Source organism: Paenibacillus athensensis (assembly GCF_004514475.2).
Taxonomy (GTDB): Bacteria; Bacillota; Bacilli; order Paenibacillales; family NBRC-103111; genus Paenibacillus_AL; species Paenibacillus_AL athensensis.
In genome coordinates this window covers 664,629-679,120 of sequence record NZ_MYFO02000001.1, presented here as the reverse complement: position 1 = coordinate 679,120, position 14,492 = coordinate 664,629, and the positions used below count along the sequence as shown (strand labels likewise).

Annotated in this window: 15 protein-coding genes; 13 read left to right on the top strand and 2 right to left on the bottom strand. The window is 55.8% G+C overall.

Annotation, left to right across the window (positions count from 1 at the left end):
* Positions 1 to 19: 19 nt before the first annotated feature.
* The gene (locus tag B5M42_RS03130; protein WP_230632592.1) at positions 20 to 376 is read left to right on the top strand and encodes a YraN family protein; all 357 of its coding nucleotides are present in this window, start codon (positions 20 to 22) and stop codon (positions 374 to 376) included.
* Between the two features lie 495 nt (positions 377 to 871).
* Here the strand turns inward: B5M42_RS03130 and B5M42_RS25690 are convergent, their stop codons facing one another.
* Both B5M42_RS25690 and B5M42_RS03125 read right to left on the bottom strand, forming a co-directional pair.
* The gene (locus tag B5M42_RS25690) at positions 872 to 1,165 is read right to left on the bottom strand and encodes a magnesium chelatase subunit ChlI family protein (protein WP_407946103.1); all 294 of its coding nucleotides are present in this window, start codon (positions 1,163 to 1,165) and stop codon (positions 872 to 874) included.
* Complete coding sequence (locus B5M42_RS03125) at positions 1,099 to 2,445, bottom strand: YifB family Mg chelatase-like AAA ATPase (protein ID WP_407946102.1); 1,347 nt, start codon at positions 2,443 to 2,445, stop codon at positions 1,099 to 1,101. The genes B5M42_RS25690 and B5M42_RS03125 overlap by 67 nt, the downstream gene beginning before the upstream one ends.
* A 224-nt stretch (positions 2,446 to 2,669) precedes the next feature.
* Between B5M42_RS03125 and B5M42_RS03120 the strand changes: the two genes are divergently transcribed.
* The 12 genes from B5M42_RS03120 to fliE all read left to right on the top strand — a co-directional run bounded on the left by B5M42_RS03120 (position 2,670) and on the right by fliE (position 14,453).
* Entirely contained in the window at positions 2,670 to 2,930 is a 261-nt protein-coding gene (locus B5M42_RS03120) for a hypothetical protein (RefSeq protein WP_134748386.1), read from the top strand.
* 278 nt (positions 2,931 to 3,208) lie between these two features.
* A complete protein-coding gene (gene sucC / locus B5M42_RS03115) occupies positions 3,209 to 4,369 on the top strand; it encodes an ADP-forming succinate--CoA ligase subunit beta (protein ID WP_134748388.1) in 1,161 nt (386 codons plus the stop codon).
* 48 nt (positions 4,370 to 4,417) lie between these two features.
* Positions 4,418 to 5,350 (top strand): succinate--CoA ligase subunit alpha, encoded by a 933-nt coding sequence (gene sucD, locus B5M42_RS03110; RefSeq protein ID WP_134748390.1) that lies wholly within the window; start codon positions 4,418 to 4,420, stop codon positions 5,348 to 5,350.
* Between the two features lie 87 nt (positions 5,351 to 5,437).
* The gene (dprA, locus tag B5M42_RS03105) at positions 5,438 to 6,529 is read left to right on the top strand and encodes a DNA-processing protein DprA (RefSeq protein WP_134748392.1); all 1,092 of its coding nucleotides are present in this window, start codon (positions 5,438 to 5,440) and stop codon (positions 6,527 to 6,529) included.
* A gap of 34 nt (positions 6,530 to 6,563) precedes the next feature.
* Complete coding sequence (gene topA, locus B5M42_RS03100) at positions 6,564 to 8,666, top strand: type I DNA topoisomerase (RefSeq protein WP_134748394.1); 2,103 nt, start codon at positions 6,564 to 6,566, stop codon at positions 8,664 to 8,666.
* Between the two features lie 12 nt (positions 8,667 to 8,678).
* Positions 8,679 to 9,995: an FADH(2)-oxidizing methylenetetrahydrofolate--tRNA-(uracil(54)-C(5))-methyltransferase TrmFO gene (gene trmFO / locus B5M42_RS03095; protein ID WP_134748396.1), complete on the top strand. Its 1,317-nt coding sequence runs from the start codon at positions 8,679 to 8,681 to the stop codon at positions 9,993 to 9,995.
* Between the two features lie 193 nt (positions 9,996 to 10,188).
* Complete coding sequence (gene hslV, locus B5M42_RS03090; RefSeq protein ID WP_134749062.1) at positions 10,189 to 10,734, top strand: ATP-dependent protease subunit HslV; 546 nt, start codon at positions 10,189 to 10,191, stop codon at positions 10,732 to 10,734.
* 49 nt (positions 10,735 to 10,783) lie between these two features.
* Entirely contained in the window at positions 10,784 to 12,187 is a 1,404-nt protein-coding gene (gene hslU / locus B5M42_RS03085; RefSeq protein WP_134748398.1) for an ATP-dependent protease ATPase subunit HslU, read from the top strand.
* 31 nt (positions 12,188 to 12,218) lie between these two features.
* The gene (gene codY, locus B5M42_RS03080) at positions 12,219 to 13,004 is read left to right on the top strand and encodes a GTP-sensing pleiotropic transcriptional regulator CodY (protein ID WP_134748400.1); all 786 of its coding nucleotides are present in this window, start codon (positions 12,219 to 12,221) and stop codon (positions 13,002 to 13,004) included.
* A 253-nt stretch (positions 13,005 to 13,257) separates the two neighbouring features.
* On the top strand, positions 13,258 to 13,665 hold the full coding sequence (gene flgB / locus B5M42_RS03075; RefSeq protein ID WP_134748402.1) for a flagellar basal body rod protein FlgB: 408 nt from the start codon (positions 13,258 to 13,260) through the stop codon (positions 13,663 to 13,665).
* A 2-nt stretch (positions 13,666 to 13,667) separates the two neighbouring features.
* Positions 13,668 to 14,117 carry a flagellar basal body rod protein FlgC gene (gene flgC, locus B5M42_RS03070; RefSeq protein WP_134748404.1) on the top strand — a complete coding sequence of 150 codons (450 nt, stop codon included), beginning with the start codon at positions 13,668 to 13,670 and terminating at the stop codon, positions 14,115 to 14,117.
* 27 nt (positions 14,118 to 14,144) lie between these two features.
* Positions 14,145 to 14,453, top strand: a complete 309-nt coding sequence (fliE, locus tag B5M42_RS03065) for a flagellar hook-basal body complex protein FliE (protein WP_407946101.1) — start codon at positions 14,145 to 14,147, stop codon at positions 14,451 to 14,453.
* The last annotated feature ends 39 nt before the right edge of the window (positions 14,454 to 14,492 follow it).

Genomic DNA, 14,492 nt, shown 5'->3' with positions numbered 1-14,492 from the left:
AGCGCGCATTCGCAACACGTTGCATCTGGAGCTGGGCAGGCAGGGCGAATCATGGGCCGCTGCCTACTTGGAGGAGATCGGCTACACGATTGTCGAGCGCAATTGGCGCTGCCGTTCGGGCGAAATCGATTTGATTGCCGAGTTGGGCGAGCTGATCGTTTTCGTAGAGGTTCGCACGCGCCGCAGCACCGGGCGCTTCGGCTTGGCCAAGGAATCGGTCAATGCCCGCAAGCAGCTGAAAATCCGCCAAACGGCGCAGGTTTATTTGCACCGGACGGCGCTACACGAACGTCATGTGCGTTTCGACGTCGTTTCCATTGAAATGGACGGGGCCGACAATCGGCCGGTTATCGAGCATCTGCCCGCAGCGTTTTAAGTAAAAACGCCACCGGACAGATGCTTTTTTTTTGGCTTAGGGTGGGCATGTCCCGCCCGTCTTAGCTCATACGGCTTGGCCTGCCCGTCTACGCCTGCCCGACTACGCCTGCCCGTCTACGCCTGCCCGACTACGCCTGCCCGACTACGCCTGCCCGTCTACGCCCGCCCGTCTACACCAGCCCGTCTACGCCTGCCCGTCTACGCCTGCCCGTCTACGCCTGCCCGTCTACGCCTGCCCGTCTACGCCCGCCCGTCTACGCCCGCCCGTCTACGCCTGTCCGTCTACGCCTGTCCGTCTACGCCTGTCCGTCTACGCCTGTCCGTCTACGCCTGTCCGTCTACGCCTGTCCGTCTACGCCTGTCCGTCTACGCCTGTCCGTCTACGCCCGCCCGTCTACGCCTGCCCGTCTACACCCGCCCGTCTACGCCCGCCCGTCTACACCCGCCCGGCTTCACCCACCGGGCGCGCCCATCTCTTTCCGGCAGCCGCTCCTCACAAGGCGTGCGGCAGCAGCCGTTTGTCGAGCGAGCGGTATTGAATCGCTTCCGCGACATGCGCGGGCTGAATATCGGCGCTGTCCTCCAGATCGGCGATGGTGCGGGCCAGGCGCAGAACCCGGTCGAAGGCGCGCGCGCTCAGGCCCAGCGCGGCAAAAGCGGCTTCGAGCAGCGCTGCGCTTTCCGTTGACAAGCGGCAAACGCGATGCAGCAGCTGGCCGCTCAGCTCGGCGTTGCAGGACAAGCCGCGCCCGGCATAACGCTGCTGCTGGCGCTCGTGCGCTTGCATGACGAAGCCCTCATGGCGCTTGACGAGAGGGCGTCTGCCGGCTGCTTGAGCTGCTCATAGGTCGGCTTGGGCACCTCGACGTGCAGATCAATCCGATCGAGCAAGGGACCGGATATTTTTGCACGGTACTGGACAATTTTCAGCGGCGTGCAGGTGCAGCGCTGCGTGTCGGTATCGCTTCCATAATAACCGCACGGACACGGGTTAAAAGCGGCAACCAGCACGAGCTGGGCTGGGAACGTGCATACCGCCCGCGCCCGGCCGATCGTAACGGCCCGTTCCTCCAGCGGCTGGCGCAGCGCCTCCAGCGCCGCTCGCGAATACTCGGGCAGCTCGTCCAGAAACAGCACGCCCCGGTGCGCCAAACTGACTTCGCCGGGCTTGGGCAAACTGCCCCCGCCTACGAGTGCTGCCGGCGATATCGTATGATGCGGCGCGCGAAACGGGCGGCTGCGCATAAGCGTTGCGCCGGAGCCAAGCTTGCCGGAGGCGCTGTATATGTTCGTTACCTCCAGCGCCTCCTCATCGGACATGGCCGGGAGAATGCTTGGCAGCCGTTTGGCCAGCATCGTTTTGCCTGTGCCGGGCGGACCGATCAAGGCGATGTTATGCCTGCCGGCGGCGGCCAGCATCATCGCCCGCTTGACGGCATACTGGCCGCTGACCTCGGCGTAGTCGTCGGCCGTCTCTGCGCCCGCTCCGCAACGGGCCGCAAAGTCGCAGGCCGACGAATCGCCGGATGGCACTGCCGCAGCCGCCAGCGCGGCGATCCGATCGCCCGGCCGCAGCCGCAAATCGGCCAGACTGGCGAGGCCCAGCACCTCCAGGCCGCCGATCAGCCGGGCTTCCGCACAGCTTGCCGCCGGCAGCACGATCCGGCTGCGGCCCGCCCGTCGAGCGGCATCGGCCATCGGCAGCACGCCGGGAACGGGCCGCAGCGCGCCGTCTAGCGCCAGCTCGCCGATCAGCAAGCCGCGTTCGGTCCACGCCGGGTCGATTTGCCCGCTGGCCAGCAACACCCCGGCGGCAATCGCCAGATCAAACGCCGTGCCTTCCTTGCGCAAATCGGCCGGCGCGAGATTCACCGTGATGCGGTCCATCGGGAACTTGTAGCCGCAATTACGAATGGCTGCCCGCACCCGCTCCACCGCTTCACGGATCGCCGAGTCGGGCAAACCGACCAGGTTGATCTGGGGGAGGCCGCTGGCGATATCCACCTCCACTTCAATGATGCGCCCCTCGATGCCCTGCAGGCAAGCGCCGCTTACTTTTCCATACATAACAAAAAACACCCTCCTCCGTGGTATACAGGCCAACGTCCTTCCCGGACAGGCCATGCGCGGATTCAAGGTGCTTCCTTTGTCATCCCGAGCAAGATGCGGTCCATGCCGCTTCTCTCCTTATTATCCTAAAACGGATCGCAGCCAATTGCAAATTGCTGCAAGCGCTGGAAAGGTGTGAAACATATCCATGTTGCGCATACTGGATAACGAGGTGATGATCGATGCAGGACAAACCGTATTTCTGTCCGAACTGCCGTTCCAACCGCATCAAATTCAGCGTCATTACAAGCTATTCGCAAATGTTTCTCAAGGACGCGCTGAGCGGGACCGTCAAAGAAGTTCAAGAGCCGAATCCGATTGCCGAGCAGGAGCCGACGATCCAGTGCCTTGTCTGCCATTTTACGGGCAACGAGCTGCGTTTTATCAAGCAGGCCGAGCGCGAGCCGCGACCGGGAGCGTCGACGACCCCGTCCGTGTACTGATGCGCTTTTGCGGGCGTCAGGTCCATTTTCCCTGAGTGAAAATGGGCCTTTTTCCTGTGGTGAAGTGCTGATAGGGAAAGTTTTTCAAGGTGAAAGGAAACTTCTACTGCTTTTCAGAAAAAAATAAGGAAACTGTCGACAATAAATGATACAATGGTTAGGGCTTGTGAAGAAGTGTGATACTAAGCGCGGCAAGCGGCTTGATCGGTGCCGCCAATTCGCATTTTTTCCTCAATAGCACGTACAGAAAGTCCATACTGATAGGAGGATTTTAGGGAATGAATATCCATGAGTACCAAGGCAAAGAAGTCCTGAGACAGTACGGAGTCAGTGTTCCTAACGGCAAAGTGGCTTTTACCGTTGACGAAGCGGTTGAAGCGGCGAAAGAGCTGGGCACGGCTGTCGTTGTCGTCAAGGCGCAAATCCATGCCGGAGGCCGCGGTAAAGCGGGCGGCGTTAAAGTGGCCAAAAGCCTCGATGAAGTGCGTACATATGCATCGGACATTCTCGGCAAAGTGCTGGTCACGCACCAGACCGGACCGGAAGGCAAAGAAGTCAAACGCCTGTTGATTGAACAAGGCTGCGATATTAAGAAAGAATATTACGTGGGCGTTGTCGTGGATCGGGCGACCGGCTGCGTAGTTATGATGGCTTCGGAAGAAGGCGGCACGGAAATCGAAGAGGTGGCTGCGCATTCCCCGGAGAAAATTTTCAAAGAAGTGATCGACCCGGCCGTTGGCCTGCAGCCGTTCCAGGCGCGCAAGCTGGCTTATGCGATCAACATCCCGAATGAGCTGGTCGGCAAAGCCGTGCAATTCATGACGGCGCTGTACCGCGCTTTTGTGGAAAAAGACTGCTCGATCGCCGAGATCAACCCGCTGGTCGTGACGGGTGACGGCAACGTCATGGCGCTTGACGCCAAGCTGAACTTCGATTCCAACGCGCTTTACCGCCACAAGGACATCGTGGAGCTGCGCGACCTGGAAGAAGAGGACGAGAAAGAAATTCAAGCGTCCAAATTCGATCTGAGCTACATTGCGCTTGACGGCAACATCGGTTGCATGGTCAACGGCGCGGGACTTGCGATGGCGACGATGGACATTATCAAATATTACGGCGGCGAGCCGGCCAACTTCCTCGACGTAGGGGGCGGCGCTACGAAAGAGAAAGTGACGGAAGCGTTCAAAATCATCTTGTCCGACGCGCAGGTGAAGGGCATTTTCGTTAATATTTTCGGCGGCATCATGCGTTGTGACGTCATCGCGGAAGGCGTTGTTGCGGCAGCGAAGGAGCTGGGCTTGACCCGTCCGCTCGTCGTTCGTCTTGAAGGCACCAATGTCGAGCTGGGCAAAAAAATTCTCGGCGAATCCGGCCTGAACATTGTGGCGGCAGATTCGATGTCCGACGGCGCGCAAAAAATCGTGGCGCTGGTGAAGTAGCATTTCGCGCGGTTTCCAACAACAATTAAGGGATGTGAACAATCAATCATGAGTATTTTGATCAATAAAAACACGAAAGTGATTACTCAAAATATGACGGGTAAAACGGGGATGTTCCATACCAAGGGCGGCCTCGATTACGGCACGCAAATGGTAGCGGGCGCAACTCCCGGCAAAGGCGGCACAACGGTTGATTTTGAACTGGAAAACGGTTCGACCGTCCAGCTCCCGGTCTACAACACGGTAAGCGAAGCGAAAGCGGCTACAGGCGCGAACGCCTCTGTTATTTACGTACCGCCGGCTGGCGCAGCCGATGCGATCATGGAAGCCGTTGACGCCGATCTCGATCTGGTCATCTGCATCACCGAAGGTATTCCGGTGCTCGACATGGTCAAAGTAAAGCGTTACATGGAAGGCAAAAGAACGATCCTGATCGGACCGAACTGTCCGGGCGTTATCACGCCGGGCGAATGCAAAATCGGCATCATGCCGGGCTACATCCACACGCCGGGCCATGTAGGCGTCGTTTCCCGCTCGGGAACACTGACGTATGAAGCGGTTCATCAGCTGACTACGCGCGGCATCGGCCAATCGTCGGCTGTCGGCATCGGCGGCGACCCGGTGAAGGGCTCGGAATTTATCGACATTTTGCGTATGTTTAATGAAGATCCGGATACGTATGCCGTGATCATGATCGGTGAAATCGGCGGTACGGCGGAAGAAGAAGCGGCGGAGTGGATCGCAGCGAACATGACGAAGCCCGTAGTCGGCTTCATCGGCGGCCAAACGGCGCCTCCGGGCAAACGGATGGGACATGCCGGCGCCATCATCTCCGGCGGCAAAGGCACAGCGGCGGAGAAAGTCGCTACGCTGGAGCGCTGCGGCATCAAGGTCGCGCCTACGCCTTCGGAAATGGGCTCGACGCTGGTCAGCGTGCTCGAAGAAAAAGGGCTGCTCGACACATGCATCACCAAAAAATAAGCTATATATAATGAAGGTAAGCAACCTTTCATTTCTCCTGTCGGGAGAGGTGGAAGGTTTTTTTTATGAAAAAAGGGGGCGGAACTGATGGAGCAACGGGATATTTTGTTTGGATTGCACGAATTGGAGGGTATAGGTTGGAAAACGATTCATACCTTATCTACGCGGCTGAGGCATTGGCCCGATGCGCTCTGCGTCGGTGCAGCGGAGCTGCTGTCGCTGGGGCTGCGCCCCGATGCGGCGGAGCGGGTGACCAGCGGCTTGAATGCCGACTTTATTGCGCGTCGCCGCGAGCTGTACCGCCAGCATTCGATCGGTTTCGTCACCTTTGTCGACGACGAGTATCCGCTGCTGCTCAAGGAAACGGCACAGCCGCCTTGGGTGCTTTACTATAAAGGAAATCCGGCACTCATAAATCGTCCGCTTCTGGGCATTGTAGGAACAAGAACACCGACAGCTTATGGAAAAAAGGTCGCCGAGGACCTGGCCTGCGGCTTGTCGCGGGCCGGCTTTGGCGTCGTCAGCGGTCTGGCGCGCGGTATCGACAGCAAGGCGCACATCGGCGGACTGCGTGGACCCGGCTCCAGCATCGGCGTGCTTGGCTGCGCCATCGACAGCGTGTATCCGCGTGAAAATGCGGCCTTGTACGCCGAGCTTGCGCAAAAAGGGTTGATCCTGTCGGAGTATCCCATCGGCACGAAGATGCATCCCGGCTTGTTTCCGCAGCGCAACCGGATTATTGCCGGTTTGTCCTTGGGCATTGTCGTCGTGGAAGCGGCCAAGGGCAGCGGTTCGCTGATTACGGCTAGCGTTGCTCTTGACGAATCACGCGACGTCTGGGCGGTGCCGGGGCCGGTCACTTCGCCGAACAGCGAAGCGGCGCTTGCGCTGCTCAAGGAGGGAGCGCGGCTGGCGACGTGCAGCGGGGACTTGATTGAGGAGTATAGCGGCTGGCTGGCCGACGCGGCTGCAGCGTCGTCGCAGGAGCCGTCTTCACAGCCGGAGCTGACGGCCGAGGAACGGCAAATTGTAGATCTGCTGTCCTATGAGCCGGTCACAATCGACGATCTGCTGGAGCGAAGTCAATTTACGTTTGGACATTTGCAGTCAGTTCTGCTATCCTTGCTATTGACAAGAACAATTAAGCAGTTACCCGGTTCATCTTATATATTGGCATAGGGTTAGGAGAATACGAGGGGAGGATGGACGAGCTATGGCGGATTCTCTGGTCATTGTCGAGTCACCTGCAAAAGCAAAAACCATCGGTAAATACTTGGGCAGCAAATATATCGTAAAAGCCTCGATGGGCCATATCCGGGACCTTCCTAAAAGCCAGATCGGCGTTGAAGTGGAACGTAACTTTGAGCCCAAATACATAACGATTCGCGGCAAAGGCTCCGTGCTCAAGGAATTGAAAGATGCGAGCAAAAAAGTCAAGAAAATATATCTCGCAGCTGACCCGGATCGCGAAGGCGAAGCGATTGCTTGGCATTTGGCGCATTATCTGGATCTCGGCGAAGAAGAAGCTTGCCGCGTCGTGTTTAACGAAATCACAAAGGATGCCGTGAAGGACGCGTTCAAAACGCCGCGCCGGATCAATCAGGATCTGGTTAACGCCCAGCAGGCGCGCCGCATCCTTGACCGGCTTGTGGGCTACAAAATCAGTCCGCTGCTGTGGAAGAAGGTCAAGAAGGGACTGTCCGCAGGCCGCGTGCAATCCGTAGCCGTCAAGCTCGTCATGGATCGGGAGAACGAGATCAAGGCGTTTGAGCCGGAAGAGTACTGGTCGATTACCGTGCTGCTGGAAGCGTCCAAAGGTGTGTTCGAAGCGAAATATTACAGCATTCGCGGCGAGAAGAAGGAGCTTCACTCCGAAGCGGACGTTCAGGAAGTGCTGGCTGCAATGGGCAGCGGCGCGTTCGTGGTACAGGAGGTTAAGGAGAAGGAGCGGCACCGCAATCCGTCGCCGCCGTTCATCACCAGTTCCTTGCAGCAGGAAGCCGCAAGAAAACTGAATTTTCGCGCTTCGAAGACGATGTCGGTTGCACAGCAGCTTTATGAGGGTATCGATCTGGGAAAAGAAGGCACGGTTGGTTTAATTACGTACATGCGTACGGACTCGACGCGTATCTCGCCTGTGGCTCAGGAAGAAGCGAAGGAGTTTATCATCGGTAAATACGGCACTGCCTATTACCCGGAAACACCGCGACAATATACGAAAAAAGGCGCGAACGCCCAGGATGCGCATGAGGGCATTCGGCCGACCTCGGTGCTGCGCGAGCCCGATCAGGTCAAGGAGTTTCTGAGCCGCGATCAATTCCGGCTGTATAAGCTGGTCTGGGAGCGGTTCGTGTCGAGTCAAATGTCGTCTGCTGTGCTGGATACGATGACCGTCGATATGGCGGCTGGCGAGACGATCTTCCGCGCAGCTGGCTCGAAGATGAAATTTCCCGGCTTCATGAAGGTTTACGTCGAAGGCAACGACGACGGCACGACCGAGGAAGAGAAGCTGCTGCCGCCGCTTGCGCACGGGGACCGTCTCAACCAGACGAGCATCGAGCCCAAGCAGCATTTTACGCAGCCGCCTCCGCGGTATACGGAAGCCCGGCTGGTGCGGGTGCTGGAGGAAATGGGCATCGGCCGTCCGAGCACGTACGCTCCGACGCTGGAGACAATCCAAAAGCGCGGCTACGTGGCGATTGAAGAGAAGAAATTCGTTCCGACGGAGCTTGGCGAGCTGGTCATCCAGCTGATGAATGAATTTTTCCCGGAAATCCTCGACGTGGAATTTACGGCGCATATGGAAGAAGAGCTCGACTTTGTCGAAGAAGGCAAAGAGGATTGGGTCAAGGTGCTTGACTCGTTCTACACGTCCTTCGAAAAGCGGCTTGAATTTGCAGAAGAAGAAATGAAGGAAGTCGAAATTCAGGACGAGGTTTCCGATGAGCTGTGTGAGAAATGCGGCAAGCCGCTCGTGTATAAAATGGGCCGCTTCGGCAAATTTCTGGCTTGCTCCGGATTTCCCGATTGCCGCAATACCAAGCCCATCGTCAAGGACATCGGCGTAACGTGCCCAACCTGCAAAACGGGCAAAATCGTCGAACGCCGCAGCAAGAAAGGACGCGTCTTCTATGGCTGCGACCGCTACCCGGAATGCGAATTCGTATCCTGGGATAAGCCGGTTGAGAAGCCTTGTCCAAAATGCCATTCGATGCTGATTGAAAAGCGCACCAAAAATGGAGCGAATCTGCAATGCATCGCTTGTGATTTTAAAGAAGAAGTCCAGGATGAAGCTCAAGATGAAGCGAAAGATTAGAGGTGTTCCGTTTTGCCGCAAGTCCCGAATGTAACCGTCATCGGCGCAGGTCTGGCCGGCAGTGAAGCCGCTTGGCAAATTGCCAGACAAGGCGTGCCGGTGACCTTGTACGAAATGCGTCCCGTCCGCAAAACGCCGGCGCATATTACCGATCAATTTGCCGAGCTGGTATGCAGCAACTCGCTGCGCGCCAACGGGCTGAGCAACGCTGTAGGCGTGCTCAAGGAAGAGATGCGGCGGCTGGATTCGCTTATTCTCGCTTGCGCCGACAAGCATGCCGTTCCGGCGGGAGGGGCGCTTGCCGTCGACCGCGACGGCTTTTCCCAGGAAGTGACGCAGACGTTGAAGAATCATCCGCTGATTGAAGTGGTCAACGCGGAGATGCCGAATTTGCCCGAAGGCATTACCGTAGTCGCTTCGGGACCGCTGACATCGCCGTCGCTTTCGGCGGAGCTCAAGGAGCTGATGGGCGAGGAGTATTTGTACTTCTACGATGCCGCTGCTCCAATCGTCGAGAAAGACTCGATCGATATGAGCAAGGTGTACCTGGCGTCGCGTTATGATAAAGGCGAAGCCGCTTACTTGAACTGTCCGATGAGCGAAGCCGAGTTCGATGCGTTTTATGAAGCGCTGACGACGGCCGAGGTCGCCGAGCTGAAAGAGTTCGAAAAGGAAATTTATTTCGAAGGCTGCATGCCGATCGAAGTGATGGCCAAACGTGGCAAGCAAACGGTGCTGTTCGGGCCGATGAAGCCGGTTGGCTTGGTGAACCCGCATACGGGCGAGCTGCCGCACGCCGTCGTCCAGCTGCGGCAGGATAACGCCGCCGGCACGCTGTATAATCTGGTCGGGTTTCAGACGCATTTGAAATGGGGCGAGCAGAAGCGCGTGCTTTCGCTCATTCCAGGACTCGAAAACGCGGAATTCGTCCGCTACGGCGTCATGCATCGCAATACCTTTATCAACTCGCCCAAGCTGCTGGAGCCGACCTATCAGTTCAAGCGTCGCGAGAACCTGTTTTTTGCCGGACAAATGACGGGTGTTGAAGGCTATGTCGAATCGGCGGCGTCAGGTCTGATCGCCGGCATTAACGCCGGTCGCTACGCCAAAGGCTTGTCGTGTGTCGTCGCTCCACCGGAAACGACGCTAGGCAGCATGGCGCATTACATTACGACAGCCGATTTCAAGCATTTTCAGCCGATGAATGCCAATTTCGGTCTGCTGCCGCCGCTCGGAGAACGGGTTCGCAGCAAAAAACAAAAAAACGAGCTGCTCGCCAATCGGGCGCTTGAGAATATTCAGAATTTTTCACAAAACCTACACAATTAAACTTGTAAGGTCTGATTGGGCTGTGTTACGATTAGGATGCTTTGCGGCACGGCCTATTGGATTTCTTCCTTTCGAACCTTTATACGACCTTTCGAAGCAGCAACCAAACCGCGGATTTGGTGCTGTTTCTCATTTATCCGTCCCGTATCCCAAGCATCCATATATGAATGAAGAGGTGAACTCGATGGAACCGATGAATATGTCGTTTCACGCCACGACGATTTTTGCGATTCGCACCGGCGGCAAAGGCGCGATTGCCGGAGACGGTCAGGTCACGTTCGGCAACAGCATGATTATGAAGGGCAGCGCCAAGAAGGTACGGCGTTTGTATAGAGGCAAAGTCGTTGCGGGGTTTGCCGGTTCGGTGGCCGACGCGATCACGCTGTTCGAGAAGTTTGAGGGCAAGCTGGAGGAGCATCACGGCAATCTGCAGCGGGCAGCCGTGGAAATGACAAAGGATTGGCGTCAGGATCGGGTGCTGCGCCGGCTGGAGGCGATGATGATCGTGATGGACGCGAGCGGGCTTTTGCTTTTGTCAGGCAATGGCGAAATCATCGAGCCTGACGACGGCATCTTGGCGATTGGCTCCGGAGGCAGCTTTGCATTGGCCGCCGGACGTGCGCTGCATCGTCACGCTCCGCATCTGAGCGCAAAGGAAATCGCCCATGCCGCATTGACGACGGCAGCCGAAATTTGTGTGTTTACAAATCATAATATTATAGTAGAAGAGATAGAATAGCATCATGACAGCGGAAGGCTTGAACCTGATCTGAGGGAGGATGTTAGCGATGAACAACGGCTCTCTAACGCCAAAGCAAATTGTGCAGGAGCTTGACCGTTATATAGTCGGGCAAAAGAAAGCGAAAAAATCGGTGGCGATTGCGCTGCGCAACCGCTACCGCCGCAGCTTGCTCGACGAGGCGCTGCGCGATGAGATCGTGCCGAAAAACATTTTGATGATCGGGCCTACAGGCGTGGGCAAGACGGAAATTGCCCGCCGGCTGGCGAAGCTCGTTCAAGCGCCATTCGTTAAGGTCGAAGCGACGAAATTTACCGAGGTCGGTTACGTGGGCCGCGATGTGGAGTCGATGGTTCGCGATCTGGTCGAGACTTCGATTCGCATGGTGAAAGCGGAACGGACCGAGAAGGTCAAGGATCGCGCCGAGAAGCTGGCGAACGAGCGGCTTGTCCATATTTTGGTGCCGCAGCCTGCCCGCGCCAAATCGCAGCGCAACCCGCTGGAGATGCTGTTCGGCGGCCAGCAGCAGCAACAGGAGCAGGAAGAGCAGCAGGCCGATCCGTCGCTCGCTGCGCGCCGTACCCAGGTTGCCGAGCAGCTTGCTGCGGGACAATTGGAAAAGGAAATCGTGGAAATCGAGGTTGAAGATACATCGCCATCGATGCTTGACATGCTGGCCGGCCAGGGCGGCAACGAGCAAATGGGCATGAACATGCAGGAAATGTTCGGCAATCTGATGCCCAAGCGCACCAAAAAGCGCAAGCTGTCCGTCAAGGAAGCCCGTAAGGTGCTGACGCAGGAAGAAGCGCAGCGGTTGATCGATATGGACGATGTGATTGCGGAATCGGTCAGACGCGCCGAGCAGCATGGGATTATTTTCATCGACGAGATCGACAAGATTGCCAGCGGCTCCGGTCGAAGCGGTGGTCCCGACGTTTCCCGCGAAGGCGTGCAACGCGATATTTTGCCGATCGTCGAAGGCTCTACGGTCGTGACCAAATACGGTCCGGTGAAAACCGATTATGTGCTCTTTGTCGCCGCCGGCGCTTTTCACGTTTCCAAGCCGTCCGACCTGATCCCCGAGCTGCAGGGCCGCTTTCCGATCCGGGTCGAGCTGAGCAGCCTGACGCACGAGGATTTCGTGCTTATTCTCAAGGAGCCGAAAAATGCGCTCACCAAGCAATACACCGCGCTGCTGCAAACCGAAGGCATAACTGTGGAGTTCGCTGACGAAGCCATTCACGAAATTGCCCGAATTGCAGTCGAGGTAAACCAGAATACCGAAAATATCGGCGCGCGGCGCTTGCATACCATTTTGGAAAAGCTGCTGGAGGATCTGTCGTTCGAGGCTCCGGAAATTACGCTGGAGCGGATTGTGATCAATCCCGAGTATGTGCGGGAGAAGCTCAGCGACATCGTGCAGAACCGCGATCTGAGCCAGTATATTTTATAACAAGTCGTGTGCCGTGTAGGAGGAAGTTCCCATGACGTTACTAAACAAAACGAGAAGGCTGAACCGCCTGCTCCAGAAGGAGGCAGGTAACGCCGTCAGCTTTATGGATATGGCCGAGGTGCTGCGCGACATCGTTAGTGCCAACATTTACGTCGTCAGCCGCAAAGGCAAGATTCTGGGCTATGCGCTGAATCATGAGTTGATTGCTTCCGAGCTCAATCGGGCGATATTGCAAGACCGCCGCTTCACCGCTGAGTCGAATGCCGTGCTGCTCAAGATCGAGGAAACGACCTCCAATCTGGAGCAGGAGAGCCCCTACTACTACTTCATGGAGCAAATGAAGCCAGTATTCGACTATACGTATATGACCATTGTCCCGATTATCGGCGGCGGCGACCGATTGGGTACGCTTGTGCTGACGCGCAGCAACAGCCCGTTCGTGGACGACGATCTAGTGTTGGCCGAATATGGCTCGACCGTGGTAGCGATGGAAATCTTGCGTGAGCGCGCCGAGGAGATCGAGGTGGAAGCCCGCAGCAAAGCAGTCGTTCAAGTGGCGATTGGTTCGCTGTCATTCAGCGAGATGGAAGCGGTTGAGCATATTTTTGAGGAGCTGGAAGGCAAGGAAGGGCTACTGGTCGCCAGCAAAATCGCCGATCGCGTCGGCATTACCCGTTCCGTGATCGTCAATGCGCTGCGCAAGCTGGAAAGCGCCGGAGTCATTGAAACGCGTTCGCTGGGCATGAAGGGCACGTATATCCGCATTCTGAACGACCAGTTGATTGTGGGTATCGAACAATTGAAAACCAAGCTGTAACCATAGCATTTACGCCGAAAAAATGGTACGTGAAAGAAGCCCTGCTCTGGAAAAAAGATAGGGCTTTTTTCTTATTGTAACTTCATGTATTATCTTTCATGATAGGAACTAACAAGAGTCGGCGTTACATATTTCAACATTCTGGCTGATCTTGCAAATTTTTTAGTCAAAAAAAATGTCGAACGCAGAAGGAGAAATGCCTTCAGTTGTGGAATAAGAAAACAACCATATCTGTGGAAAGTGGGTAAAAAGTATGTTTTTATGGAATAAGCCCGGTTTCAATCTCATGGAGCGGTCTTTGGATGCCTCTGCGCTTCGACAAAAAGTTGTTGCCAACAACATAGCGAACGTGGATACTCCGTACTTCAAACGTTCAGATGTCATGTTTGAAGAAGTGCTCCAAAACGAGATGAATCCGTCCACTCCTTCTATAGAAGGTTATCGGACAGATCCACGTCACTTTTTTATAGGAAATTCGACAAATACTGTGACGCCGGAAATCAAAACCGATGAAAACTCGACGATCAATAACAACATGAACAACGTGGATATCGATTATGAAATGTCGCTCATGGCGAAAAACCAACTGAAATATAATGTACTCGTTCAGCAAATGAACAGCGAGTTCAAAAAAATGCACACAGTGCTGGGAGGTAGATAATCATGAGGCTTACCAACGGCTTTGATATCAGTTCCTCGGCTCTGACCGCGCAGCGGCTGCGCATGGATGTCATTTCCTCGAACATCGCCAATGCGGATACGACCCGCGCCAAGTTTGTCAACGGCAAATGGGTGCCGTATACGCGCAAGCTCGTCTCGTTTGAAACGAAAGCACAGCCGACGTTTGCGCAAACGCTGCAGTCTGCTATGGCGGATGGCACGGGCGAAGGCGTGCGCGTGAGTAAAATTTTCGACGATTCCGCTCCGCTGAAGCAGGTTTATAATCCCACGCATCCGGACGCTGATGAAAACGGCTTCGTCATGATGCCGAACGTCGACGTGCTCAAGGAAATGGTGGATATGATCTCCGCAACCCGTTCCTATGAAGCCAACGTCACTGCCTTGAACGCATCGAAAGCGATGATTACAAAAGCGCTGGAAATCGGAAAATAACTTAAATAATGCGTGGAGGGATATTTCGTGATCGACAAAATCAGTTACAGCCCGATGAACATCATGAGCTCGATTCAACCCAAGGACAATGCAGGGGACGGCGCCGCTACCGTAGGCAAAAAATTCGGAGCATTTCTGAGCGATGCCATTAATAATCTGAATCAGCAGCAGCAAACGGTCGATCAACTTAACGAAAGCTTCGTGAAGGGCGAATTGTCCGACGTACACCAGCTGACGATTGCTTCGGAGAAGGCCTCCATCGGCTTGGAGCTAACGGTTCAAGTGAGAAACAAGGTCATTGAAGCGTATCAAGACATTATGCGAATGCAGCTGTAATCGCTTTGCTGCGTAACTTTGGTTTAATGAGGTGACAAG

What these genes read in the sequence shown, in the direction of transcription:
- sucC (WP_134748388.1), top strand. Translation starts at nt 3,209, where the DNA reads ATGAATATCCATGAGTACCAAGGCAAAGAAGTCCTGAGACAGTACGGA.
- codY (WP_134748400.1), top strand. Translation starts at nt 12,219, where the DNA reads ATGACGTTACTAAACAAAACGAGAAGGCTGAACCGCCTGCTCCAGAAG.
- hslV (WP_134749062.1), top strand. Translation starts at nt 10,189, where the DNA reads ATGAATATGTCGTTTCACGCCACGACGATTTTTGCGATTCGCACCGGC.
- flgB (WP_134748402.1), top strand. Translation starts at nt 13,258, where the DNA reads ATGTTTTTATGGAATAAGCCCGGTTTCAATCTCATGGAGCGGTCTTTG.
- flgC (WP_134748404.1), top strand. Translation starts at nt 13,668, where the DNA reads ATGAGGCTTACCAACGGCTTTGATATCAGTTCCTCGGCTCTGACCGCG.
- hslU (WP_134748398.1), top strand. Translation starts at nt 10,784, where the DNA reads ATGAACAACGGCTCTCTAACGCCAAAGCAAATTGTGCAGGAGCTTGAC.
- topA (WP_134748394.1), top strand. Translation starts at nt 6,564, where the DNA reads ATGGCGGATTCTCTGGTCATTGTCGAGTCACCTGCAAAAGCAAAAACC.
- B5M42_RS25690 (WP_407946103.1), bottom strand. Translation starts at nt 1,165, where the DNA reads ATGCAAGCGCACGAGCGCCAGCAGCAGCGTTATGCCGGGCGCGGCTTG.
- B5M42_RS03120 (WP_134748386.1), top strand. Translation starts at nt 2,670, where the DNA reads ATGCAGGACAAACCGTATTTCTGTCCGAACTGCCGTTCCAACCGCATC.
- dprA (WP_134748392.1), top strand. Translation starts at nt 5,438, where the DNA reads ATGGAGCAACGGGATATTTTGTTTGGATTGCACGAATTGGAGGGTATA.
- B5M42_RS03125 (WP_407946102.1), bottom strand. Translation starts at nt 2,445, where the DNA reads ATGTATGGAAAAGTAAGCGGCGCTTGCCTGCAGGGCATCGAGGGGCGC.
- sucD (WP_134748390.1), top strand. Translation starts at nt 4,418, where the DNA reads ATGAGTATTTTGATCAATAAAAACACGAAAGTGATTACTCAAAATATG.